This is a genomic window from Frankia sp. CcMO1 (genome assembly GCF_977945845.1).
In genome coordinates, this window is record NZ_CDWTMG010000052.1 from 1 (window position 1) to 23,916 (window position 23,916).

Sequence of the window (23,916 nt, forward strand, 5' to 3'; positions counted from 1 at the left end):
GCCCACGGCCGCCGCCACGACCCCGGCCACGGCCCCGGCCGCGCCGCCCGAGGATCCCGCGGCCCGCTGCGCCCGGGTCGTCACCGCCGCGATGGACGTTCACGAGCTGGCGGGGCAGGTGCTCCTCGTCGGCACACCGGCGGCCTACCCGGAGAACTTGGCCACGGTGGCGCGCCGCTACCACCTCGGCGGCGTCTTCCTGCAGGGACGCACGAGCGTCGGCGCGGCGTCGCTCGCGCGCCGGCTCGACACGCTGGACCGCCGGGTGCGGCAGGCCGGTGCCGCAGACGTCCCCCTGCTGGTGGCCGTCGATCAGGAGGGGGGCGAGGTCCAGACCCTGTCCGGCCAGGGGTTCAGCACCATCCCCTCCGCCACCGAGCAGGGACGGCTCCCGGCGGCGACGCTGGGACGGCTGACCGCGCGGTGGGCGCGCGAGCTGGCCCGGGCCGGCGTGTCCATGAACCTTGCACCGGTCGCCGACACCGTGCCGCAGGGAACCGCGCAGCGGAATCCGCCGATCGGCAGCGTGGCGCGCAACTACGGCTCGGACCCGGAGGACGTCTCCGAGCAGGTGGACGTCGTCTCCCGGCGGTTGCGGACCGCCGGCGTCCTGCCCACGGTCAAGCACTTCCCGGGGCTGGGCCGGGTGACCGCCAACACCGACACCGCCCGCCGCGTGGTCGACGGCACCACCGATGCCGACGACCCGTACCTCGCGCCCTTCCGCGCGGGCGCGCGAGCCGGCGCGGCGATCATGCTGTCGTCGGCCGTGTACCCGCGGATCGACCCGTCGGGGCCCGCCGCGTTCTCCCCGTCCGCCGTCCGGCTGCTGCGGCGCACGGCCGGTCCCGACACGCTGGCAGTGTCGGACGATCTCGCCGTGGCCCGAGCCGTTCGTGGCGTCCCGATCGGCCAGCGGGCGGTGCGGTTCGTCGCGGCGGGCGGCGACGTCGTCCTCGCCGTCGACCCGGACGCCGCACCCGCGATGGCCGGCGCCCTCGTCCGGCGCGCGAGCATGGACAGGACCTTTCGGGCGCGTCTGACCGAAGCGGCCGCCAGGGTCGTCGCCACCAAGGCGGCTCTGGGCGTCAAACCTTCGGCTGGCCGATGTTGACCATCCAGGCCATGCCGAACTGGTCCACGCACATCCCGAACTCGTCGCCCCACATCTGCTTCTCGAGGGGAACCGAAACGCTGCCGCCGGCCGACAGCTTCTCCCAGTAGCCCCGCAGCTCGTCGGCGTCGTCGCCGCTGAGGCTCACCGCGATGTTGTTGCCGGGGTTGTGCTCGACGCCGGGAGGCGTGTCCGCACCCATCAGCGTGTACCCGCTGCCGGTCTCGAGCAAGGCGTGCATGATCTTGTCGGCCGCGGGACCGTCACCCGCGCCGTACTCACCGAACGTGTTCACGTTCAGGGTGCCTCCGAAGACCTGCTGGTAGAACTCCATCGCCGAGCGAGCATTGCCGTCGAAACTGATGTACGGGTTGAGGCGAGAGGCCACCACGAGCTCCCTACACGCGCGAGATTGAGGTCGTCGTCAGCGTAGTCCGCGGGTCCGACAACGTTCGGAAACCGGCGAGTTCGGTGCCTGTAACGCTGCCCTGCCCGCGCTGACGTGCGTCGCCTCGAGCCCGTTCGAGGCGTATGGGGAGCGACACGCGTGTAACGTCCGATTCGCTGGTCGACGTTGACCAAGGAGAGCGCGTGCACGCCCTGGCCACTCGGTTCCGACGGTCCTCATCCCCCGGCGTCGCGCTCGGCGCGCTCGCCCTGCTCACCTCCGGAATCCTCGCCATCGGCCCCGGCGGATGCCACTTCCGGCACCACGGCGTCCGGGGCATCCATGGCATCGCAGGGCACCGCCGAGGTGTACGGCGAGGGCCGCCCGTGGTCGTGGTCTCCGGCGACCGGCCGCCGCGCGCTCGGTCTGGGCAAGGGCACGTGGGGGTACGTCAGCGCGGCACCCGGCCCGCGGGGCATTGTCGGCACCATCTACCGGACGGTCCCCGATGCTCCCCAGACCAGCACCGCGGTGCGCTGGGTGGGCGGGCGGCCGGTGCCCCTGCGGCCCGACGCCGCCACCAGCAACGCCGAGACCGCCACCGGCGCGGTGCCGCCGTCGTCGCCCACGGCCCGGCAGGCGGCTCGTGAACGCGCGGCAGATCGTCATCGCCAGTTACGGACCCGGAACGATCGGCCCGATCTCCTACGACGTCCTCCAGGACGGCCGACCGGCCCAGCTCGACATCGGCGGCATCCGGGCCTTCCCCCCGTGCGTCGGTGACATCACCGAGAGCGGCTACGTGGCGGGCAGCCGGATCATCCCGGCGGAGCTTCGCAGCGAGGCGGTCCTGTGGCGTGCGTGCGTCAGGACGGTGCTCCCGAACGACGGGCTGAGCGCCGGGATCCCTGCACCCGGCACCCGGTGAACGAGGCCGGTCACGTGGTGGGCACCATCTCCGCCCCCGCGCCCCGGCCCGGCGAGCCGTCGCCGACCGCGCCCACCCGGACCGTCCTCAGCTACGACCGCACTACGCAGCTCAGCGATGACACCGTTGTCACTCTCGAGCTCGTCCGGGCGCGAACACACCCCACCCCGCCGGCACCGGAACTCATCGATCTGGCCAACCCGAACCGCCAGGAGATCGCCCAACCCGCCACCCCTGGGGCCGACCATTGACGATCAACGCCTCTGGCAGGCGGGGCCCACGTGATGCCGTGAGGTTCAGCGTCCTCGGCAGCGGCGGTCCGGGGTTGCGTGGAGCGGTCGTGGGGCGGCCCACGATAGGAGGCTTCGTTCCACGTGCCAGCCGTGGACGTGGACGGTGCTGCTCGGCGGTTCCGGAACGGCGGGGCAGAGAACCTGTGCGCGGATCCGGCCGTTCCCCGGTAGGAACTCGATGCGGCCGTCGGCGGCGAGCAGCGTGGTGAATTGGTCGTTGACGTCGACCAGGTCGCCTCTGACGAGTGTCGTCGGTGAGTCGGGTGCCTCGGTTTCGGCGACGACGATGGCGACCCTTGGCAGAACGGGCGCGCTCAGATATCTGTTCGCGAGCAGCAGCGGCGCGGCCAGCGCGAGGATTGCGGCGATGGTAGGCAGCAGCCAACGGGCGACTGGCGAGGGCAGCGGCCCGGTGAGCGCGGGGGCGGCCAGCAACGGCACCCCGAGCATGATCGCGATTACTGGTTCTCCGGTTACCAGCAGTGCCTGGCCGATGGCCGGTGCGAACCACACCAGCGCCGTCATCGCGGCCACCCACGGCAACGCCGTGCCCGCGACCGTGACCGCGAATGCGCCTGAGCGGCTGTGTATCCGGGCCTCGAGCCCGATGATGATCAGTGACAGCATCAGCCACAGCGGCAGGAATCTCAACTGCCAGGACAGTAGCGCCAGCAGCATGGCCGGGGCGGCGACCCAGGTCGGCGTCCTGCGCCCGGCCCGCCACAGCCACGAGCCACGGGCGGCGTCGCCGGCGCTGACCCGCAGTACGAGGTACAGCGCGCGCAGCAACAGGATGATCGCAGGCCCGGCCCAGATCAGGTTGATGAGCAACGCCGACATCAGGCCGAGGGGGTTGGCGGTCTGCAGGATCAGAAGCATCGTCTGCAGGTCCTGCCGGCCCAGGTACCAGACCCTCAACACCAGGAGCACCAAGGGAAACGCCGGCACCAGTGTCAGCAGCCAGCCCCGGTCGCTGGCGGCCGGCCGTCGCCGTTCGGCCCCGAGCCGGCCGGGGTCGACGGTCGCGGGCAGCCGTGCAGCGGTGAGGTACTCGGTCTCGGTCTCGGTCTGGGACTCGGCGACGGGTGTTCCCGTCATCCCGAGCGGTCCCACGGCCACCGGCGAACGGGTTCGAGCCCTTCCGGGGTCGGTTGTTCGTCGTCGGCGATCAATTGCGGGTACTCGTCGGGCGCCGGGCTCACCGCCTCCTGTACGGCGCTCAGGTTGCGTTCGTACGCTTCGTTCCAGCCATCCTGCCCGGTGGAGGTACGAAGGTCGTGCAAGGCCAGCAGAACCAGCTGTCGCCGGGCCTGGACCCGCAGATCACGTCCGGTGCGGTCGATCCCGACACCGACGCCCCAGAACTCGTCATCGGTCGAGGCGATGTTGTTGAGCTTCAGTTCGGTGGGATACCTGGCCGCGAAGCCCCCGAGGATCGCAGCGTCCGTCACGGCCGCGTCCGCGTCACCCGAGCGCAACTGGCGGACGCATTCGCTGTTTCGCTGCACCAAGGTCACCTCCACCCCAGGGGCCTCCCGCTTGACGTAGCTGGCGGACGTCGACGTGCCAGGTACGCACACCCGCCGAGCGCGCTTGCCCTCGGCCGACGGCTGCCCCAGCGCACTCAGACTCTCGATCACGGGTCCCCCTTGGCGGATCCGTGTCAGTACTGTCGTCTCGGTCCGCAGATACGGGCCGGCGAACGCGACGTGCTCCTTGCGCTCACGGTCCGGTGTCATGCTGTACGCCGCGACGACGAGATCGAGGGGCACGAAGGTCGACGTGCCGTGCGCGACCCCGACCATCCGGTGCCGGTTCTCGGGAGTCACCTCGTAGAAGGACACGTTTCGTCGCAACACCCCGAGCCAGTCGGCGACAAGATACGCGACGTCGACGTCGAATCCCGTGTACGAGCCGTTCTCGTGCCACTCACTGATGCCCGGCACGTCTCCTGAGATCCCCACTCGCAGTGTCCGAAGGTCCCCCCAGCCAGCTCGGGAACGCAACTCGCCGACCGTCGGATCCTGCGCCGAGCCAAGCACAGCCACCCCCGCCACGCCCGCCAGGACGAGGACGGTGAGCAGCACCACCAACCGCAGGAGAGGACCGCGCCCCGGCCGCGACAGGGCCAGGCCGCCTGTTCGATCACCATCGCCCGGCGGCCCCACACCTCCCGGCGGCGTCCCGTCGCCGCTGCGCGAGACGGAAAGATCGCGCTGCATCCCGTCCTCGCCCGGCGGCCAACCGCCGTCGCTGCGCGAAACGGAAAGGTCCTCAGGTACCCCGGGACTCGTGTCGTTCGCGTTGGTGACCTTCGGTGCACCCCGCAGGCGGCCCCGCCCCCGCAACGGAATCATGACCGCAGCGTAGTTGGTACATCACAGGCGCAGACCCCTTCGGCCGAACTCGCGCGGGCTGTTGCTCCTCGCTCGCTCCGCCCGGGTGTGGATTTTGATCCACAACGACCTGTATCACTCTTAGCACTTGATCACTCACTAATAGTGAGTGAATGAGGGGATGGTGCTGTTGATGCTCATTGACTGCCTAGCCGACTTCGCGCCGGAATGCCCGGCCACCCAAGGGTTGCGTTCCCGAACCCCGCTGGACGTCCGACTACCGATGGCGAGACGCGCATGAGTTCTTCGGCAACCCAGTCGACCGTTCTGGACGGCGAGATATTCACGGCGATGCGCCGGTTTCTGCGGTGGGATCATCCTCGGTGGCCGGTCGGGGGTTACGTCTGCCTCTTGTTGTCCGTGGCGGGAATGTCGTGGGCGGCCCCCCTCGTGCTGCACCTGCACGAGGTGACGGCACCAGCTGACGCCGGCGCCGTACCCGTGCTGGCCGCCTGGCGTTCGGTGTTCTCCCTCCTGGCGGTCGCGGGTCTCGTATTGGCCCGAATGCCATCCAGCGGTGTCAGCGTCCTGCGCGCCACGCCACGCGACGTCCTGCGGGCCGGGATGGTCGGCGCCGTCTTCGCCTGCTACCTGGGACTGTGGACCCCCACAGCCGGGGGAGGGACGAGCACCGCCGCCGCCACGGGACTGTCGTTCACCGCCGCCCCGCTGTGGGTGCTCCTGGGTGCTCGGCTGACCGGCCACAGACTCCAATCGGCCACCGCCCTCGGGTGCCTGGCCGGACTGGCGGGCGTCATGGCGCTCCCGTTCGCCGGCCGACCGGCAGGCAATGCCGGCGGGCCTGGCGTGCAACTGTACGCGTGGACCGCCATGGACCTGCGGGCGCTGCTGTCCGGCCTGGTGATCGCCCTGTACTTCGTGCTCACCGCTCGGGTGCGGACCAGCCTCGATGTCTTGACCTTCATGCTCATCAGCCACACCTCGACCGCCGTCCTGCTACTCGCCTTTAGCGCCCTCCGGGGACAGCAACTGTGGGGCCACGGCAACTGGCTGCTGATCACCGCCGGCCTGCTCGCCGTCGGAGTGCAACTGTTCGGCTACGGCCTGAACAGCGGCGTCGTCAACCGGCTGGGACCCACCCTCGCGACCTGCTCGATCATCCTCGAAGCTCCCGGCGCAACCGTGCTGAGCTGGCTCTGGCTCGGCGAAGGGCTCACGCCGCTGGGCGCGATCATGCTGCTGGTGAGCACTGCCGGCGCCCTGGTGGCCATCGCGACCGCCGCACCGGACATGCCACGCACCGTCCCCACGCAGCCCCCCGTCCGGCGCCGCAACGTGCCACCCATCCGCAGACGCACCGCCCGGGCAGAGAACCCACGGCGCCCGGTCAAGCACGGCATCCCGACCCAGTCCTCGACCCAGCCCCCGACCCAGCCCTCGACCCAGCCCCCGGCCCGCACTGGGGAACGCGGAATCCAGCACGTCCTGACCCAGAAGGCTGCCGTTGGAGCCACCGTCGCGGGATCGGCCGTCGCGGCAGTGGCATTCCTCGCCGCCACCCGAGGCAGAGACGGCCGCCTGCCACGGCAAGATCCGGCGGACAAGCGAACCGCGCCCGCCACGGAGTCCCCGGCAACCGACACCTGAGAGCCGGGCTGAGGCTGGATCACTCGCAGCTACCCAGCGGGTCCAACCCCAAGGCCCCGGCGTTGTTGCGATGTGTCGGTCCGTGACGTCCGGACCTGCCGCGTGAACCGCCAGCCATGCCGCGACGTACAGGCCCCCGTGGGCAGACCGCCGTAACCGGCGACGTCGGCGAGCCAGGAGTTGAGTTGACGGATGTGACTTCGATCGGCCGCGCGACCGAGGGGCAGCAGGCCCCGGCCGCGCTGGACGTGATCGACCGGACGGCGGTGCCCCGGCCGACGGCGGCGGGGGCCGAGCAGACGCCGGCACCCCCGCCGGGGCCCGCGCCCGACACCTCCGGGCCGCGCTGGACCTCGGTGGAGGTACTGGCCGCCGTCCTGATCCTGCTCATGCTCTTCCGCGGCTGGTTCTCCGGCCTGGTGAGCGGTGGGCGGGCGCAGACCTGGATGACCGTGTTCGTGTCGGTCTTCGTCCAGGCGGTGCCGTTCCTGGTCTTCGGGGTCGTGCTGTCCGCGGTGATCGCGGTCTTCGTGCCCCGCTCGTTCTGGGCCCGCGCGCTGCCCGGCAACCCGGCGCTGGCGGTGCCGGTGGCGAGCGTCGCGGGCGTCGTGCTGCCGGGTTGCGAGTGCGGATCGGTGCCGATCGCCGGGTCGCTGATCCGTCGCGGGGTGACTCCCGCGGCCGCGCTCGCCTTCCTGCTCGCCGCACCGGCGATCAATCCGATCGTGCTGACCGCCACCGCGATCGCGTTCCCCAACAATCCGCGGATGGTGCTGGCGCGCGGCGTCGCGAGCCTGCTGGTGGCCGTGCTGATGGGCTGGCTGTGGTTGCGCGTCGGCCGGGCGGACTGGATCCGGCTGCCGCACCGGCCCGACCTGGACGACGGGTCCAAGGCTCAGGCGTTCTGGGCCTCCTGCCGCCACGACATCATGCACGCCGGTGGGTTCCTGGTCGTGGGCGCGGCGGCCGCCGCCACGATCAATGTGCTGCTCCCCGGGCGCTGGCTGGAGAGTCTCGCGAGCCACCAGGTGTGGTCCGTGGTGGCACTCGCCGTGCTGGCCGTACTGCTGTCCATCTGCAGCGAGGCCGACGCCTTCGTGGCCGCGTCGCTGTCGCAGTTCTCGCTGACCTCGCGCCTGGTGTTCCTCACCGTCGGGCCGATGGTCGACCTCAAGCTGATCTCCATGCAGGCCGCCGTGCTCGGCCCTCGCCTGGCCGTCCGGTTCCTCCCCGCGACGTTCGTGACGGCGATCCTGGTCGCCAGCGGGATCGGGACGGTGCTCCTGTGAGCCCCGCCCCGGCGAACCCCGCCCGCGTGAGCCCCCGTCCCACGACCGCTCAGGCTCAGGCCGTCGTGCTGCTGCTGCTGGGCGGCGCCATCGTGAAGATCAGCGTCAGCGGCACCTACCTGAGGTACGTCAAGGCCGGCCTGCGCCCCCTGCTGATCGCCGCCGGCGTGCTGCTCATCGTGGCGGCCGCCATGACGCTCTGGCACGCCCTCCGCAGGCTCCCACCTGCGGCCGCCTCCGGCCACGACGACGATGGGCACGCACACCACGGACCCGCGTTCGGCTGGGTGCTCCTCCTGACGGCCGTCGGGGCGCTGATCCTGGCCCCACCGGCTCTCGGCTCCGCGGCCGCCGGGCAAGCAGGGTCCGTGCTCGCCGCCGAGAACGCGCCGTCGGACTACCCTCCCCTCCCCGCCGGAGATCCCGCCGGGAATCCGGTGCCGCTCGCCCTCCTGGACTACGCGTCGCGCGCGGTCTTCGACCAGGGCCACTCCATGACCGGCCGCCACCTGGAGCTGACCGGATTCCTGACCCCCGGCCCGGACGGGCAACCCATGATCGCCCGATTGATGTTGAACTGCTGCGCGGCGGACGCTCGTCCCATCAAGGTGGGCCTGTCGGGCAAGGCACCCAGCGGCGTCCAGGCCGATACCTGGATCACCGTCGTCGGGACGTACACCTCGAAGACCACGAACGATCCCGTCAACAACGCGGCTGTGCCGTACCTGGAAGTGAAGACCTGGCGGGAGACCACCGCTCCCGGCCAACCCTACGAGATCGCCCCGCCACCCCAGTGAGAACGCCCGTGCCGCTGAGAGCCTGTTTTGGAATTCCGCGCCGTAGCGAGGAGCCGCCCGGGGTGGCGCTCCGGTGTGCCCGGCGAGGAGTTCATAGCGGAGCTATGGGCGACGAGGCCGGGTGCGGCGGAGCGCCACCCCGGGCGGCCCGCAGTAGGCGGGGAATTCCAAAACAGGCTCTGAGACCGGTGGTGGCCCGGCTCCGGGACCGCCGCCAGGTCGGCCTGGGAACGGCTCTCGCGGCGAGCATTGCCCTGCTCCTCCTCCCGGCCCAGCAGCCGGCGCCGCCCCCGGCGCCGGTGACCGTGGCCGCCGCCTGGCCACGGGCGCACAGCGCGATCGTCCCGGCGAGCCTGGCGGACGGCTCCCGCTACGAGCCCGCGCTGTTCCTCGATGCCCGCACGTCCGTCGGCACCGCCACGACTCCCGACGGCGCCTCGCTGCGGCTGGTCCTGCGTCAGGCGGACGCCACGACACGCGTGCTTCGCAGCAAGGCGGTGAAGGAGGCGGCGTCGTTCGGGAACGTGGCGGCGGCCGGTGACCTGCTCGCCTGGACGGAGGGGACGGGAGGCGGGCCGCCGGCCATTTGGACGGTCAGCCTCCGCGACGGCGGGCCGGCCCGGCAGGTGACCTCCGACACCGGTGATTTCCTCTCCCACGAATCGCAGTACGACCTCAGCATCGTGCGCGACCGGCTGTACTGGACCGCCTCCGACCCCGCCCGCGTGGACGCCGTCCAACTCCGGTCGGTCGCCCTCAGCGGTGGCCCCGTCGAAATCCGCACGGAGGCCGGCACCTGGCAGCTGTCGGCCTGGCCCTGGCTGGTCAACGGAGCCACCACACCGGGCGGCACCACCAAGCTGCGCAACGCGATCACCGGTCAGGACGTCGCCGTCGACCACGCCCCCGGCCTCCAGTCGACGAACTGCTCCCCCACCTGGTGCCACGTCGTGACGCAACCCGCGGACGGCGCCACCTACCTTGAGCTCAAGCGCCCCGGCGGGACCGACCGCGAGCGCATCCCGGGCACCGCGCTGGCCCCCGCGATCAACGACGTCGCGCCGTTGGACCGCTTCGAAGTCCTGTCACAGGCCGGTGCGAACACCGATCTGACCGGCACCGCCGCCCTGCTCGTCTACGAGATCGACACTCGCCGGATCGTCCAACTCAGCCCGAGCGCCGCGACGGTGTCGTACCGGGACGGCGTCCTGTGGTGGTCCAACAGCAATCAGGACGCCACCTCGTGGCACACGCTCGATCTCCGGACCGTCTGAAGCCCGCCTGGACCGGTCAGCGCCACTCCGCGAAAGTGACCTCGACGCGGAGGCCGCCCTCGGGACGGGCCTCCCGGCTGAGCGTGGCGCCGTGGGCGTCGGCGATGCCACGCACGATGGTGAGCCCGAGCCCGTGGCCGTCGGCGTCCCCCACCCGCTGCGCGCCGAGGCGCTGGAAGGGCTCGAAAAGGCGCTCGACGTCGCCGGGCGGGATCACCGGCCCGGTGTTCGTCACCGTCACACGCGCCCCCGCCGGGACGGCATCCGTCGCCACCTCCACGCTGCCGCCGCTCACGTTGTGGCGCAGGGCGTTGTCCACGAGGTTCGCGACAAGGCTCTCGACCAGACCGGGGTCCCCGCTCCCCGGGGCGGACGCGAGCGCCGTCCGGACGAGGATGCCGCGCCGCCGGGCCTCCGCCGCCCGGACCTGGACCACGTTCCGGGCGATCCCGGCAAGGTCGCACGGTTCCCGGCGCTCGATGCCGCGCTCGCTTCTGGCCAGCGTGAGCAGCGCGTCGATCAGGCGCTCCTGCGTCTCACCCAGCGCGAGCACCTCCTGACACGCCGTGCGCAACGTGGCCTCGGTGACGTGCGGATCGGCGAGGGCCACCTGCAGCAGTGCTCGTTCGGCGGTGAGCGGCGTGCGCAGCTCGTGCGAGGCGTTCGCGACGAATCGCCGCTGAGACTCGAACGCCGCCTCCAACCGCTCGAAGAGGTCGTCCAGCGTGGCGGCGAGCTCGGTGAACTCGTCGCCGCGGCCGGTCGCACCGAGGCGGCGGTGCAGGTTGCTGGCGGAGATGTCGCGCGCCGTCGTGGTGATCGCCCGCAACGGTCGCAGGAACCGCCCCGCGATCAGCCAGCCGAGGAGGACGGAGACCACGACCATGACGGCGAGACCGATCACGGAAGCCCGCAGCAGCGGACTGATGTCCGTGCCGACCCGGACGGACGGACGCGGGCCGGCCCTCGAACCCACCGGCTGGGTCTGGCCGGTCTGCAGGATCGGGATGGTGAGCAAGGCCGCGCCCGAGAGGAAGAAGGGAACGGCGTAGAGCAGGGTGAGCTGGGTGCGCAACGTAGGCCGGGGCATCACCGGTCCCCGATCTGGTAGCCGGCCTCGCGGACGGTGTGGATGACCGGCGGGTCACCGAGCTTGGCGCGCAGCCGTCGGATGGTCGTCTTCACCGTGGTGGTGAACGGGTCGGCGGCCTCGTCCCACACGCGTTCCAGCAGCTCCTCGGCGGGGACCGGGCGGCCCGCGGCGGCAATCAGGTACTCCAGGACCGCCAGCTCCTTCGGGCTCAGCTCCAGACGGCGCCCGGCCCGGCACGCGACCCGGCGGCCGGGGTCGAGGGTGAGGTCGCCGCTCTCCAGGACCGGAGGCAGCGCCATGGTGGCGCGCCGTCCGAGCGCCCGGACGCGTGCCACGAGCTCGGCGAAGTCGAACGGCTTGGGCAGGTAGTCGTCGGCACCCAGGCCGAGGCCGTCCACCCGCTGCGCGACGGTGCCCGCCGCGGTCAGCATCAGCACCCGGCTCGCGGGATGGGACGCCACGACCCGACGGCAGACCTCGTCGCCGTGCACGCCCGGGATGTCCCGGTCCAGCACCACGACGTCGTACCGGGTGACGGCCAGGTGCTCGAGCGCGGCGGTGCCGTCGAGGACGACGTCGACCGCCATGCCCTCACGGCGCAGCCCGGTCCGGATGGTCCGGGCCAGGATCTCGAAGTCCTCCACGACCAGCACGCGCACGATCCCCACGATGCCAGGCGACCGGTGCCAGCACGGTGTCATGTCGGGGCGGGTGCCGAGGCGGGCGCCGAGGTGTCGCCGCGGTGCCGGCCGCTGGCACCGGGCCGACACCGGCGTCCGCGTAGAACCGGGCACATGGATGACGCGACGATCGCGGTGGACGGGCTGCGGAAGCGGTTCGGGCAGGCCATCGCACTGGACGGGATGTCCTTCACCGTCCGGCCCGGACAGGTCACCGGCTTTCTCGGCCCGAACGGTGCCGGCAAGTCGACCACGATGCGGGTGATCCTCGGCCTGGACGCCGCGGACGCCGGCACCGCACTGATAGGTGGGCGTCCGTACCGGACCCTGGAGCGCCCGCTGTGCCGGGTCGGCTCACTGCTGGACGCCTCGGCGCTCCAGCCCAGCCGGAGCGCCCGGAACCACCTGCTCTGGCTGGCTCACTCCCAGGGACTCGGCGCCGGGCGGGTCGACACGGTGATCGAGGAGGCCGGCCTGGCGGCGGTGGCGCGGCGGCGGGCCGGAGGCTTCTCGCTGGGCATGCGGCAGCGATTGGGCATCGCCGCAGCCATGCTCGGCGACCCGGCCGCGCTGATGCTGGACGAGCCGTTCAACGGCATGGACCCCGAGGGCATCGTCTGGATGCGCGGGTTCCTGAGATCGCTGGCCGTGCAGGGTCGCGCCGTCCTGGTGTCCAGCCACCTGATGAGCGAGCTGCAGGACACCGCCGACCACGTGGTGATCGCCGGTCGCGGCCGGGTCCTCGCCGACGCCCCGGTCGCCCAGCTCCGGCAGGCCGTGTCCGGCGGCCGGGTGATGCTGCGCACGGCGGCACCCTCGGCGTCCGGCCTGCTGACGGACGCCGGAGCCACCGTGACCGCCACCGGGCCCGGCACGCTGCTGGTCTCCGGGCTGGCCGCCGGCGACGTCGTCGCGCTGCTCGGCCGGCGCGGGGTGCCGTTCTCCGAGGTGTCGGAGCATCGCGCGACGCTGGAAGAGGCCTATCTGGAGATCACCCGCGACCTGGTCGAGTTCCGGGCGGCCACGCCGGAGGCATCGCGATGAGCGCCTACGCACCGGGGCTGCGTGCCGAGTGGACCAAGTTCCGGACGGTCCGCGGCTGGGTCGTGGGCACGGCCCTCGCGGCAGTGCTGACGGTGGGGCTCGGGCTGGTCTCCGGCGGGCAGGGGTCGTGCGGAACGCGTGGCCCGAACTCGACCTGCGCGCCCCCGATCGGGCCCGGCGGCGAGGAGGTGAGCGACGCCTTCACGTTCGTCCACCAGCCGCTCATGGGGGACGGCAGCGTCACCGTGCGGGTGGTCTCGATGACCGGCGTCCTGCTGGACCGCCCGGGCCTGGCGCCGTGGGCCAAGGCCGGGCTCATCGTCAAGGACGGCACCCGGCGGGGATCGCCCTACGCCGCGGTCATGGTCACCGGGCGGCACGGCGTCCGGATGCAGCACGGCTACACCCACGACCAGGCCGGCGAGCCGGGAGCGGTCAGTGGGTCGTCACCGCGGTGGCTGCGGCTGACCCGCAAGGGGAACACCATCACCGGCCAGGAATCGGCCGACGGGACCCGGTGGACCACCGTCGGTACCGCACGCCCGGCCGGCCTGCCGCAGACCGTGGAGGCGGGGCTGTTCGTCACCTCCCCGCAGTACGGGGAACTGCTCAGCGGACCGGCCGGCCCGACGAGCGCGATGAGCGGCCCCAGCCAGGCCACCGCCATCTTCGACCGGTTCGAGCGCCAGGGCACCTGGGCCGGCGAAAACGCTGCGGACGGCGGAGAGTTGACCGGCGAGACCATCGGTGCCGCGCCCGACACGCCGCCGGAGCAGCGCGACCACGCCGAGCGGAGCGGCGACCGGTTCTCCGTGACCGGCTCCGGCGACATCGGCCCGTCCGTGGCCGGCATCACGGGTCTCGGGACGACCATCACGCGCACACTCGCCGGGACGTTCGCCGGCCTGATCGTCGTCGTGGTCCTCGCCGTCCTGTTCGTTACCGGCGAGTACCGGCGCGGGCTGATCCGCGCCACGCTCGCCGCCACTCCCCGCCGGGGCCGGGTCCTCGCGGCGAAGGCCGCCGTCATCGGCGTCGTCACGTTCCTGACCGGGCTGGTCGCGGCGACGGTGGTGGTCGCGTGGGGACAGCGGGTACTGCGCGGAAACGGCGTGTACGTCCACCAGGTGTCCACCGCGACCGAGGTGCGGGTCGTGGTGGGCACCGCGGCGCTGCTCGCCGTCACCGCGATTCTCGCCCTGGCCGTCGGCACGCTGCTGCGCCGGAGCGCGACGGCGGTGACGACCGCGGTGGTCCTGATCGTCCTGCCGTACATGCTCGCGATCACCGTCCTGCCCAGCGACGCCGGCGACTGGCTGCTGCGGGTCACTCCCGCCGCCGCGTTCGCACTTCAGCAGAGCACGCCCGAGTACCCCCAGGTCGACAACCTCTACATCCCGGTCGAGGGCTACTTCCCGCTGGCCCCGTGGGCCGGCTTCGGCGTGCTCGTCGCCTGGACGGCCGTGGCGCTCGGCCTGGCGGCGTACCGCTTGCGGCGGAGGGACGCATGACCTGGTGGGCGGTCCGCGCGGAGTGGACGAAGCTGCGGACCGATCCCGGCACGGTGTGGCTGCTGCTCGCCGTCGTCGCGGCGACCGCCCTGGTGACGGCCGCCGCGGCGGCCGTGATCGGTTGCCGGCCAGGGAAATGCCTGCTGGACATGCCCAAGGAGAGCCTCACCGGCGTCCAGCTCGGCCAGGCCGTCGTGGCGGTCGTGGCGGTGCTGGCGATCGGGGGCGAGTACGACACCGGCATGATCCGCGTCACGCTGGCCTCGATGCCCCGCCGGATCCCCGCGCTCGTCGCCAAGGCAGCCGTGGTCACGGGGGCGGTAGGGGTCACCGCCACCGTCGCCGTCCTCGCGTCCCTGACCGCGGGGCTGCTGCTCCTGCCGGGCGACCTCGTCCCGGCGCTCTCCCCGGGTGAGACGCCGGTGCTGCGCGCGGCCACCGGATCGGTGCTCTACCTGGTGCTGATCGGCCTGCTCAGCCTCGGCGTCGGCGTCGCCGTCCGGGGCTCCGCGGCCGCCATCGGGATCGTTCTCGCCCTGCTCTACGCGTTCCCATTGCTGGCGACGGCGACCGCCGACCCGGACTGGCAGCGCCGGATGGAGCAGGTCGGTCCGGCCACCGCCGGCCTCGCGATCCAGGCCACCGTCGACCTGGACAGCCTGCCCATCGGCCCCTGGAAGGGGCTCGGCGTCCTCGCCGCGTGGACGGTCGCGGCCCTCGTCGCCGGCGCCACCGTCCTCGCACGGCGCGATGCATAGGCTCCGCGATCGGGAAATCGTTCACCGTGGGTGGAGGCTGTCGATGAGGAAGCTGGTTCGGCGGTCGTAATCCCTGCGGGCCGGAGGGCGCAGGGTGCGGAGGGCCAGTCCGTTGGCGACGTCGGCGTAGTACAGGTCGGCGGCAGTGAAGTCGGTGCGCAGCACTCTCGCGTGGTGACCTGCGTGGAGCAGGTGCTCGGTGAACGTGGTGGCGGCGTCGGCGAGGGCGACGAGCTGCACGGACCTGGGGTACTGCATCAACAGGGCGTCGGTGAATGCGGGTTCGCGGTACTGCAGGTCGCGGCGGTCAGTGATGTAGGTGGCGATGGCTGCCCAGGGGTCGTCGATCTTCTGGGCGCTTTCCATCATCGCGTTCATCTCGGTGGCCACGAGGTCGCCGATGACGGCGTCGATGAGGCCGTCGCGTCCGCCGAAGCGGTTGTAGATGGTGGCCTTGCTCACCCCGGCCGCCACGGCGATCTCCTCCAGCGGCGTGGCCAGCCCGCGACCGCGGAACGCGGCGATGGCGGCCGCCCGGATCTGGGTGACGTTGCGAACGGCATCCGAGCGCAGCGGCCCCTTCCCACGGTGCGGATCACCGCCGCCCGGAGTGCGGCTCGCAGCGGAAGTCACGGACCGAGGCTACCAACTTGACGAGCTCGTCAAGTTGACCATAACGTCAACTTAGGCGTCCCCGATGCGTCAAGGAGTGATTGCCCTGGCCAGGTCCATCGCCGTACTCGGAGCCGGCCCCGGTCTCGGTCAGGCCGTCGCGCACCGGTACGCCCGGGAGGGCTACGCAGTGGTGCTTGTCGCCCGACGCCGCGAGCCGCTCGACCGGCTGGTCAGGCAACTGGCCACGAGCACGCCGCACGTTCATGCGATCACCGCCGACCTCGCCGACACGGAAGCCATCCCGCAGCTGGCTGACCACATCCGCGCCACGGTCGGCGAGCTCGACGTGCTGTACTACGGCGCCGCGGCCGACGGGTTCGTTCCGGCCCTGGAGCTGACCCCCCATCGCGTCCGGGACCTCATGCCGCTCGGCGTCTATTCACTGCTCACGCTCGTCCAGCAGTTCTTGCCCGCCATGATCGCCCGGAACGACGGTGCGATCCTGAGCGCCCAGGGAGCCAGCGCCCTGCACGGCAACCCGAACATTGCCGGCGGGATCACCCTGGCCGCCCAACGCAACTACCTGCAGGCGCTGCACGCCCAGGTGGCCGGCAAGGGCGTGCACGTGGGCGGTCTCTACATCGCTGCCGCGATCGAGAACACGCCGTTCCACGCCAACATGCGAGCGGCCGAAGCCGCCGGAACCCCGGGCCCCCGCCTGCCGAGCGTGGATCCCGCACACCTCGCCGACCTGCTCTGGGACATGCACAACACCACGCGCCGGCCGGAAATGACCTACCCGGACGAACCCGCCGCGTGGTGATCAGCACGGCCGGACGCCGGGCCCCGGCGCCCAGCGCCGCAGCAGGCCGACCAGAAGCTCACCCGGACGGCCCAGCCGATGCCAGTGGCGCCGGCACCCGTCTCAGCTCAGCGATCACTGACCGAGAGTTTCTGGCGGCCCCTGCATCAGGTTCACCACCTCACCTGCCGACATCATCGACATGGCCAGCTCGCCGCGGTCGCCTGAGCGTCTGGAGCAGGCGTTTCTTGCGCTCCTGCGGCGCAGGCCCGAGCCGGTGATCGCCGCCATTGCCGACGACGGGCACCGGGTGGCGTTCCCGGACGCGCCCGAGCTCGCCGCCGCCGAGCGGCTGCCGGTGCCCGCGCAGCGTTCGACGATGCTCGACCTCGTCGTGCCCGGTGACCGCATCCTCGTCGTCACCGCCTGGGAAAAGGCCAGGTCAACCGGCCTCGGCTACGTCAGCGTGCACATGGACAGCGACCCCGGCCGGCAGGTGTCGATCGGCTTCTTCGACCTCCGCCACCGGCACGGCGTCTGGGCCGCGGTGGTCATGGACGAGGAGGAGGCGGCGGAGGCTCAGGGCGCAGCACTCACGGCCGGGCTCCAGACCTCGCGCCGTCCCCGGACGGCGACCATGACCAAGAACATGTTCGCCGTCATCACCGACGTCGATGCCCAGGCCACCGCCATGTTCGGCTTCACCGCCGAGCAGCTCGTCGGCGTCCGCTCGCTGGAGTTCATCCACCCTGAAGACCACGACCGCGCCATCGGCAACTGGCTCGAACTGCTCTCGAACCAGGAGTCCCAGCGGGTCCGGTTGCGCCACCGCCGCGAGGACGGCAGCTGGGCCTGGGTCGAGCTCGAGAACACGTACCACGCCAGCGAGGACGCCGAGGACATCACCGTCACCACTCAGGTCACGGATATCTCGGACGAAATGGCCGCCCACGAGGCCGTTCAGCAGCGGGAGCAGCTGTTCCGCCGGCTGGCCGAGTCGCTGCCCGCGGGACTGTTCCAGGTCGCCGCCGACGGCGGCATGGTCTACGCCAACGCCCGCCTCGAGCGCGTCCTCGGGGTAGTTGGCGCGACCTCGCTCACAGAACAGCTCGTCACCGTATCCGACGGCGACCGCGACCGCGTGGACGCCGCCTTCGCCGCCGCGCTCGCCGGGGAAGACGACGCCGAGCTGGAAGTTTCGGTCCGGCTCCCCGGCGAGGCCGGCCTGCGGCACTGCCTGTTCACGATCGCGGTCCTGCCGGACACCGCCGGCGCACCCGGCGCGATCGTCACCGTCACCGACGTCACGGAAGGCTCCCGTATGCGCGAGGAGCTGCGGCTGCGCGCTACGTACGATGCGCTCACCGGCTGTCACAACCGGGCGTCGACGATCTCCGTTCTGGACCACGCGCTGGCCGCCGGGGTGCGCACCGCCGTCGTCTTCGTGGACCTCGACCGCTTCAAGCCGGTCAACGACGAACTGGGGCATGCCGCAGGCGACACGCTGCTGGTGGAGACAGCGCGGCGGCTGAAGTCAGTGCTGCGGGAGAACGATGTGGTCGGCCGGATCGGCGGCGACGAGTTCCTGCTGGTCTGCCGCGGCGTCGCAGGCGAGGAGGAGGCGCTGGTGATCGCGAACCGGGTGCGCGACACGTTGCACAGCGACGTCGCCCTGCCGGAGCGGACCGTGCCGCTGAGGTCGAGCATCGGCGTCGCGGTCTCGGAGCCGGGCCTGGATGCCGACGCGCTGGTGGCGCGTGCGGACGCGGCGATGTACGAGTCGAAGCGGACCCGCGCCGGCGAGCCGGTGCTGATGTCCACCTGAGTGGGAACGGTTCAGGGGCGGATGATTGCGCGTGAGTCGAGTCACGCCCGGTGCCTGGTGACCTTCTGATGAACCGGCGCCTAGCCTGGAGTGAGACGCCGCTAAACAGATCGTGATCGACCGGTTCGAAGAGACCAGCCGGATGAGACGACCCAGATGATGGGGAGGCAGCGACGGTGGACAATGACGCCGATCGCAGGGCGCAGATGATCACGACGCTGAAGCAGCGGCACCCGCAGGTGGCGGCGGCGACGGTTGAACGGTGGGTGCAGGAGGCGTTCGACGCGTACCGAGACGCGAGGGTCCGGACCTACGTGCCGATCCTGGTTCAGCGACACCTTGAGACCCGGCTGCGAAACCTGGACCGCAGCGATTCCTGATCACGCAGGCCGCCCAGTGCGGTACGGAGTGGTTCACGTCGGGGTGACGGTCCCTGACCCCGCCTCAGCCGACGTCGGCGTCGGCGTCTCGGTGGCCACCGGTGCCGGTGCCTCGGTCGGCGTCGCTGTCGCGGGCTGGGTATCTGCCCCCGTCGGGGTCGGGTCCGGCGGCGTGGGTTCCGGGGGCGGCGTGGGCTCCGGCGGTGTCGTGGGATCGGTCGCGTCGGTCGGATCGGGTCCCGGCGTGCTCGGATCGGGTCCCGGCGTGGTCGGTTCGGGCGCGCCGGGAGAGGCTGTGACCGGAAGGCTCGGCGTCGGTGTCGGCCAGTTGCCCGAAGTCGGCGCAGGTGCCGGGGCCGGATCCGGGACGGGGATCGGAACGATCGGGACCGGGCGCGGTCTGTCCGGAACCCCCGGCGTCCCCGGTGAGCCCGGCGGTGGAGTCGGGATCGCCGGTGGCGGCCCTGGCGGGGTGGCCGATCCATCGGCTGGCCGTTGGACGTTCGGCGGCGGGGTGGGGAAGGTGGTGACCTTCCCGGAAGCGTAGGAGTCGGCCAGCGACAACACCAACGACACGTAGCTGTCGGAGTGGTTGTACCGGTATACGGCGTCCCAGCTCCCCTCCTTCGTTGCGAACGTCGATGAGCCTGAGCACAGGTACCGTGCCGCGCCCAGTGCCGCGTCGTCGATGTCCTGCGGATCCGCGCGCCCGTCGCCATCAGCGTCGGCACCGTAGCCGGCCCAGGTGCCGGGCAGGAACTGCATCGCCCCCACGGCTCGGTCGTACGCCGCGTCACCGTCGTATCGGCCGTCGTCAGAGTCATGGATGACCGCTGTCCCGGAACGGCTCCCGTCCAACCGGATACCGAGAACGGGCGGCACGGAGCGACCGTCGGAGTACAGGACCGCGCCTGCGAACCGCCCGTGGTTGCTCTCGACGCGCCCGATTCCCGCGAGCACCGTCCAGGGCACCGCGCACGTCGGATCCGAGACCGCCAGGCTCTCCGCCGCGTGGACGTACGACTGCTGCGCCCGGTCCGGGATACCCGTGACCGCCAGGCCACCGGCGTCCCTCATGCCGTAGGGACCCTTCGGTGCGGAGGACGCGGGCTGACCTGTAGCGCTCGAGCCGACCGCGGTCACCCCGTCCGGCGGCAGGTCATCCACCGCGGAGTTGTTGCCGCCCAAACCCGTTCCGGGGAGCGAGTTCTGCCCCTCACGCATCGAGAGGCTCAGATCGTTCGGCGACTCGCTGCGCGGCATACTAAGGAACACAGTCAGCGTCAGCACGAAGCTCACAACAGCGATCTTCACCAGGCCGGGAATGCGCGCTCCCGACGAGATCGCCCGGCGGGCAATGGACAGCGAGGAGAAGGTCACGGTCCGACCGTACGCGCCGGTCGTCGTCCCGGAAGCATTCTGATCATCTCGCCGAGAAGAGTTGCCGGTGCGGACACCCCAAGGCCACGCGGTGGTCATGCCCAGCCGTCGTATCATCACCCGAACCTGCCGTTCACGTAGTCGTTGGTGCGCTGATCGGCCGGTTTGTTGAACACATGGTCCGTGGGGCCGTGCTCGACGATGGCACCGGGTGTGTTGGCCTCGGCGAGGAAGAACGCGCAGAAGTCCGAGACCCGTTGTGCCTGTTGCATGTTGTGCGTGACGATGACGATCGTGACCTCAGACACCAGGTCACGGATCGTCTGCTCGATCCGGCGGGTCGACGTGGGGTCGAGCGCGGAGCAGGGCTCGTCCATCAGCAAGATGCGCGGCCGCACCGCGAGCGATCGCGCGATACAGAGGCGTTGCTGCTGGCCGCCGGACAATGCCCCGCCCGGCGAGCGAAGCCGATCGCGGACCTCGCGCCACAGCCCCGCCTTCGTCAGGCAACTCTCCACGAGGTCGTCCTTCTCCTCGCGGCCGGCGCGGACACCTGTGAGTCTGAGCCCGGCGACGACGTTGTCGTAGATGGACATCGCCGGGAACGGGTTGGGTTTCTGGAAGACCATGCCCACCTGACGCCGGGCGTCGGTTAGTCGTCGGTCCCGGCCGTAGAGATCCTGGCCGTCCAGCAGCACCTCACCGGCCATCGAGGCGGCCGAGATCAGCTCGTGCATCCGGTTGAGGATGCGCAGGAACGTCGACTTGCCGCACCCGGAGGGTCCGATCAGCGAGGTGACCCGTCCGGCGGGCATCTCGAGCGAGACACGGTCGAGCACCTTCCGCTCGCCGAACCACGCTGACACGGCCCGGGCGTCGAGTGCGCCGGGTGTGACGGTCGTCGTGACAGGCTGCAGCTGCGCCGTTTCGGTCATGAGAGACGGCGCCGGTGCATCCGAGGCCGCGATCGGGTTTGCAACAGCCGCCGGGTCCGGAACCCCGATCGGGCCCGGAACCGGCGGTAGCAGCGTCGTCGGCTCGTCGCGGTCCTTCATCGCATCTCCCTGTCCCAGGTGGGCGCCACCGGTGTTCGGTGCGGTGCCCCGAGCGGTTTCCTCGTCGTGGTTTCTCATGCGGCTGCCCGGTCCCGCCTCACATCACGTTGGGCAGCAGGCACGCCACCTGGTTCGAGAGCGCCACGCCCAGCGCCAGCAGAGGTGGGCCGCCGGCCAACCAGACCTGCCAGCGTCCCCACCGGTACCGTGCCCAGGCGGTGCCCACCGTCAGGAGGAACAGCGCTTGGCACAGGAGGACGATCCAGATCAGCCGCTGGGGTTCGGTGCCCAGGGCCTTCTCACTGGGGGGCAGCGACGCGGTCGTCAGCGGGCGGTTTCCCGAAGCCTGTGTCGGCGTGGCGAGGTCGGCGTCCACCCGCAGCAGCCCCTCCGGAACCCAGGGCCGCCCCGCTGCGGTGACGAGCGTGACCCGTCCCTTCCCATCGGTCACGATGGGCGGCTGGAAGTCACCCGCGTAGCGGACGGTGACCACGCGGAACACGTGCTTACCCTGGCCGGTGGTCACCGAGAACACCTGTCCCGGCCGCAGTTCGGCCAAGGCGCGGAATGGTCCCCCGTACGCGGCCTGGCGGCCGAGGATGACGGAAGTGCCGGCCTGCCCGGGCAGCGGCGTGTCCCGTCGGTGACCGGGGCCGGACATCAGGACACCGGACGTCGTACCCTCCAGCACGACCTCGCGCAGGCTGATCTGCGGGATGTCGAGGACAGCGATCGGCGTCCCGAGCCCATGCAGTCGACCGCTCCCGTCCGTCTGTGTCACGGGCGCCGTCGCGTTGGCGAGGGCACCGCGCAGATCGGCGAAACTCGCCTGTTGGTCCCGGGCATGGCGTGCCGGCCCGATTGCGCCGAGGGTCGCCACGAACGTGAGCGACAACAGTGTGATCATGTAGGCCACCGCGGAAGCGACGAAGAGGGGGCGCTCGGCCGCCGCCGCGGTGTCCTTCCGGGGCGCCGGCAACACCGACGGTGTCTTGACCAGCCGGACGACGGTGACGTCGGGCGGCCCTTCGGAGCGCTGCACCCTTTCGGCCTGGAGCGTCCCGCCGATGGCGTGCCGACCGGGACGCAACGCCCGCAGCGGTCTCATCAGGACACCCGCACCGCGAGGCTGGTGCGCTGCGTCCGACCGCCGGCGTTCGAGGCGTGCGCGACGCACCGCAAGGAGTGCCCGCGGTCGGCCGACGCGACCGCGTAGCGGGACGCCGCAGCACCGGCGATCGCGGACCGGTCACGGATCCAGGCGAAGCCCGTGGCGGTGGCGTTCCGGAAGCCCGCGGTGCAGGCGACGACGGCACCGACCCGCGGCGTACCGGTGATCGCAGCCGCGCGCGAGGGCACCGGTGGGATGATCTTCGTCATGGCGTGGACGATCTCGCCAGACGTCGAGGCGTTGTACTTCGTCGCCGAACCCGTTCCGGGCGAGTACTTCGCGGTGAGGTAGTACAGGCCGAAGGCGAGCTTGGTCGTCGTCAGCTGGGCCTTCCCGTTCTTCAGCGTGACCGTGCCGAGTGTGACCGCCCCGTCCGTCGATTCGGCGTCGAAGGCCACGGTGCCCACCGCTCCGGCCGGTGCGACGGTCGCGGTGAGGGTCACCTGCTTCCCGACGTCGGTGCGGCCAGCGGGAGCGGCCGTGAGCAGCGTCTGCGTGGGGATGCCCACCGTGGCGGGATCCCGGTTCAGCCAGTGCTCGGCGTCGTAGAACCAGATCGCCCCGTGGAGGAAGCCTGCGGCCTCGCCGCTCAGCGGGTCGCGGCAGGTGGCGTAGATCGGGTACCGGCCCGGCGCGAAGTCGCGGTTGGCCCTGCTGGCGACCAGCCGCAGCGCCTCGGTCACGACCTTCGACCCCGCCGTGTCCAGGCTGCCCGTGGACGTCACCGGAACGCCGGCCGCCCAGCTTCCCGGACCGCCCATCCGGACCGTGACATTTGTGAATCCGCCCGGGCAGGTGGACCCGGACGTGAGGTCCAGGGTGTCCTGGACCGTGCCGGCGCCCTTGTCGGCCGTCTGCGCCGTGTTCTGCACGGTGAGCCCGTCGATCGGCGGCCCTTCGGCCAATGGCTCGGTCACCGTGTAGGAGAGGGAGGCTGACGACGATCCCGCGAACGACGCGGGATCGGCCGGCGAGAACGTCGCGGTAAGGGCGACGGCCCCGGAATCCTGCAACCTGACCACTTGCGCAGCCGTCCCTCCCGTGATGGCAGCCTCTCCCACCGGCGCACCACCGGCAGCGAAAGTGACCGTCCCGGCCGCGTCGGCGGGGATCACGGTCGCCGTCAGGGTTACCTGCTGCCCTCGTGCCACTCCGCCCGGTGGACTCGCGGCGAGGGTCGTCGTCGTGGGCTTCTGGCCGACGGCCAGGATCGTGTAGGCGAGGGCCGGCGACGTCGACGCTCCGAACGCCGCCGAGTCGGTGGGGGCGAACACCGCCTCGATCGAATGCTGGCCCGCCCCGAGCGCCGCCGTGGTGAGTGTCGCGGTTCCGCTCGTCACGGCGACGGGCTCACCGAGATCGGTCCGGGTGTTGCCGGTGAGGTCGGCGAACCGCACGGCGCCCGCCGCGTCGGCGGGAGTGACGGTCGCGGTGAGCGTGACCGCTTCGCCAGCAGACGCGGACGACGGCGGGGAGGCGGCGAGCGCCGTCGTGGTGGGCTTCGCGGATCCCATC

The 23,916-nt window shown here is 71.5% G+C and carries 25 protein-coding genes; 13 read left to right on the forward strand and 12 right to left on the reverse strand.

What is annotated here, in order from left to right:
* On the forward strand, positions 1 to 1,114 hold a 1,114-nt coding region (locus AC08OU_RS09295), incomplete at its 5' end, for a glycoside hydrolase family 3 N-terminal domain-containing protein (RefSeq protein WP_476604668.1).
* Here the strand turns inward: AC08OU_RS09295 and AC08OU_RS09300 are convergent.
* From AC08OU_RS09300 to AC08OU_RS09310, 3 genes are all read right to left on the reverse strand, one after another.
* The gene (locus AC08OU_RS09300) at positions 1,089 to 1,502 is read right to left on the reverse strand and encodes a VOC family protein (RefSeq protein ID WP_476604669.1); all 414 of its coding nucleotides are present in this window, start codon (positions 1,500 to 1,502) and stop codon (positions 1,089 to 1,091) included. The two genes, AC08OU_RS09295 and AC08OU_RS09300, sit on opposite strands and share 26 nt — an antisense overlap.
* Positions 1,503 to 1,738: 236 nt before the next feature.
* A complete protein-coding gene (locus AC08OU_RS09305) occupies positions 1,739 to 1,981 on the reverse strand; it encodes a hypothetical protein (protein ID WP_476604670.1) in 243 nt (80 codons plus the stop codon).
* Between the two features lie 12 nt (positions 1,982 to 1,993).
* Positions 1,994 to 2,131 (reverse strand): hypothetical protein, encoded by a 138-nt coding sequence (locus tag AC08OU_RS09310; RefSeq protein ID WP_476604671.1) that lies wholly within the window; start codon positions 2,129 to 2,131, stop codon positions 1,994 to 1,996.
* A 17-nt stretch (positions 2,132 to 2,148) separates the two neighbouring features.
* Between AC08OU_RS09310 and AC08OU_RS09315 the strand changes: the two genes are divergently transcribed.
* Positions 2,149 to 2,430: a hypothetical protein gene (locus AC08OU_RS09315; protein ID WP_476604672.1), complete on the forward strand. Its 282-nt coding sequence runs from the start codon at positions 2,149 to 2,151 to the stop codon at positions 2,428 to 2,430.
* 14 nt (positions 2,431 to 2,444) lie between these two features.
* Positions 2,445 to 2,681, forward strand: coding sequence for a hypothetical protein (locus AC08OU_RS09320; protein ID WP_476604673.1), 237 nt, complete (start codon positions 2,445 to 2,447; stop codon positions 2,679 to 2,681).
* A gap of 45 nt (positions 2,682 to 2,726) precedes the next feature.
* Here the strand turns inward: AC08OU_RS09320 and AC08OU_RS09325 are convergent, their stop codons facing one another.
* Positions 2,727 to 3,821, reverse strand: coding sequence for a hypothetical protein (locus AC08OU_RS09325; RefSeq protein ID WP_476604674.1), 1,095 nt, complete (start codon positions 3,819 to 3,821; stop codon positions 2,727 to 2,729).
* Entirely contained in the window at positions 3,818 to 5,080 is a 1,263-nt protein-coding gene (locus AC08OU_RS09330) for a transporter substrate-binding domain-containing protein (protein WP_476604675.1), read from the reverse strand. The genes AC08OU_RS09325 and AC08OU_RS09330 overlap by 4 nt, the downstream gene beginning before the upstream one ends.
* Before the next feature lie 276 nt (positions 5,081 to 5,356).
* On the opposite strand from AC08OU_RS09330, the gene AC08OU_RS09335 reads away from it, so the two are divergent.
* The 4 genes from AC08OU_RS09335 (at position 5,357) to AC08OU_RS09350 (ending at position 10,087) form a co-directional block, all read left to right on the forward strand.
* On the forward strand, positions 5,357 to 6,727 hold the full coding sequence (locus AC08OU_RS09335) for a DMT family transporter (protein WP_476604676.1): 1,371 nt from the start codon (positions 5,357 to 5,359) through the stop codon (positions 6,725 to 6,727).
* Between the two features lie 194 nt (positions 6,728 to 6,921).
* Complete coding sequence (locus AC08OU_RS09340; RefSeq protein WP_476604691.1) at positions 6,922 to 8,016, forward strand: permease; 1,095 nt, start codon at positions 6,922 to 6,924, stop codon at positions 8,014 to 8,016.
* Entirely contained in the window at positions 8,013 to 8,813 is an 801-nt protein-coding gene (locus AC08OU_RS09345) for a TIGR03943 family putative permease subunit (RefSeq protein ID WP_476604677.1), read from the forward strand. The genes AC08OU_RS09340 and AC08OU_RS09345 overlap by 4 nt, the downstream gene beginning before the upstream one ends.
* Positions 8,814 to 9,001: 188 nt before the next feature.
* Positions 9,002 to 10,087 (forward strand): hypothetical protein, encoded by a 1,086-nt coding sequence (locus AC08OU_RS09350; protein ID WP_476604678.1) that lies wholly within the window; start codon positions 9,002 to 9,004, stop codon positions 10,085 to 10,087.
* Positions 10,088 to 10,103: 16 nt separating this feature from the next.
* Here AC08OU_RS09350 and AC08OU_RS09355 read toward each other — a convergent pair whose 3' ends face one another.
* Together AC08OU_RS09355 and AC08OU_RS09360 are read right to left on the reverse strand one after the other, a co-directional pair.
* Entirely contained in the window at positions 10,104 to 11,177 is a 1,074-nt protein-coding gene (locus AC08OU_RS09355; protein WP_476604692.1) for a sensor histidine kinase, read from the reverse strand.
* On the reverse strand, positions 11,177 to 11,839 hold the full coding sequence (locus tag AC08OU_RS09360; RefSeq protein WP_476604679.1) for a response regulator transcription factor: 663 nt from the start codon (positions 11,837 to 11,839) through the stop codon (positions 11,177 to 11,179). The genes AC08OU_RS09355 and AC08OU_RS09360 overlap by 1 nt, the downstream gene beginning before the upstream one ends.
* Before the next feature lie 135 nt (positions 11,840 to 11,974).
* Between AC08OU_RS09360 and AC08OU_RS09365 the strand changes: the two genes are divergently transcribed.
* Genes AC08OU_RS09365 through AC08OU_RS09375 form a run of 3 tightly spaced genes read left to right on the forward strand, consistent with a single transcriptional unit; the run spans position 11,975 to position 15,173 of the window.
* On the forward strand, positions 11,975 to 12,904 hold the full coding sequence (locus tag AC08OU_RS09365; protein WP_476604680.1) for an ATP-binding cassette domain-containing protein: 930 nt from the start codon (positions 11,975 to 11,977) through the stop codon (positions 12,902 to 12,904).
* Positions 12,901 to 14,415, forward strand: coding sequence for an ABC transporter permease subunit (locus AC08OU_RS09370; RefSeq protein ID WP_476604681.1), 1,515 nt, complete (start codon positions 12,901 to 12,903; stop codon positions 14,413 to 14,415). The genes AC08OU_RS09365 and AC08OU_RS09370 overlap by 4 nt, the downstream gene beginning before the upstream one ends.
* On the forward strand, positions 14,412 to 15,173 hold the full coding sequence (locus AC08OU_RS09375; protein WP_476604682.1) for an ABC-2 transporter permease: 762 nt from the start codon (positions 14,412 to 14,414) through the stop codon (positions 15,171 to 15,173). The genes AC08OU_RS09370 and AC08OU_RS09375 overlap by 4 nt, the downstream gene beginning before the upstream one ends.
* 21 nt (positions 15,174 to 15,194) lie before the next feature.
* On the opposite strand, the gene AC08OU_RS09380 is transcribed toward AC08OU_RS09375, so the two are convergent.
* Positions 15,195 to 15,806 carry a TetR/AcrR family transcriptional regulator gene (locus AC08OU_RS09380; protein WP_476604683.1) on the reverse strand — a complete coding sequence of 204 codons (612 nt, stop codon included), beginning with the start codon at positions 15,804 to 15,806 and terminating at the stop codon, positions 15,195 to 15,197.
* A 64-nt stretch (positions 15,807 to 15,870) separates the two neighbouring features.
* Between AC08OU_RS09380 and AC08OU_RS09385 the strand changes: the two genes are divergently transcribed.
* The 3 genes from AC08OU_RS09385 to AC08OU_RS09395 all read left to right on the forward strand — a co-directional run bounded on the left by AC08OU_RS09385 (position 15,871) and on the right by AC08OU_RS09395 (position 18,795).
* Positions 15,871 to 16,611, forward strand: coding sequence for an SDR family NAD(P)-dependent oxidoreductase (locus tag AC08OU_RS09385; protein ID WP_476604684.1), 741 nt, complete (start codon positions 15,871 to 15,873; stop codon positions 16,609 to 16,611).
* A gap of 181 nt (positions 16,612 to 16,792) precedes the next feature.
* Positions 16,793 to 18,415 carry a diguanylate cyclase domain-containing protein gene (locus tag AC08OU_RS09390; protein ID WP_476604685.1) on the forward strand — a complete coding sequence of 541 codons (1,623 nt, stop codon included), beginning with the start codon at positions 16,793 to 16,795 and terminating at the stop codon, positions 18,413 to 18,415.
* A 176-nt stretch (positions 18,416 to 18,591) separates the two neighbouring features.
* Positions 18,592 to 18,795, forward strand: a complete 204-nt coding sequence (locus tag AC08OU_RS09395; RefSeq protein WP_476604686.1) for a three-helix bundle dimerization domain-containing protein — start codon at positions 18,592 to 18,594, stop codon at positions 18,793 to 18,795.
* A 33-nt stretch (positions 18,796 to 18,828) separates the two neighbouring features.
* Here the strand turns inward: AC08OU_RS09395 and AC08OU_RS09400 are convergent, their stop codons facing one another.
* The 4 genes from AC08OU_RS09400 to AC08OU_RS09415 form a co-directional block, all read right to left on the reverse strand.
* The gene (locus tag AC08OU_RS09400; RefSeq protein ID WP_476604687.1) at positions 18,829 to 20,175 is read right to left on the reverse strand and encodes a lytic transglycosylase domain-containing protein; all 1,347 of its coding nucleotides are present in this window, start codon (positions 20,173 to 20,175) and stop codon (positions 18,829 to 18,831) included.
* 116 nt (positions 20,176 to 20,291) lie between these two features.
* A complete protein-coding gene (locus AC08OU_RS09405; protein WP_476604688.1) occupies positions 20,292 to 21,230 on the reverse strand; it encodes a phosphate ABC transporter ATP-binding protein in 939 nt (312 codons plus the stop codon).
* A gap of 97 nt (positions 21,231 to 21,327) precedes the next feature.
* Positions 21,328 to 22,338, reverse strand: a complete 1,011-nt coding sequence (locus tag AC08OU_RS09410; RefSeq protein ID WP_476604689.1) for a sortase — start codon at positions 22,336 to 22,338, stop codon at positions 21,328 to 21,330.
* On the reverse strand, positions 22,338 to 23,916 hold a 1,579-nt coding region (locus AC08OU_RS09415), incomplete at its 5' end, for an Ig-like domain-containing protein (protein ID WP_476604690.1). The genes AC08OU_RS09410 and AC08OU_RS09415, both read right to left, overlap by 1 nt.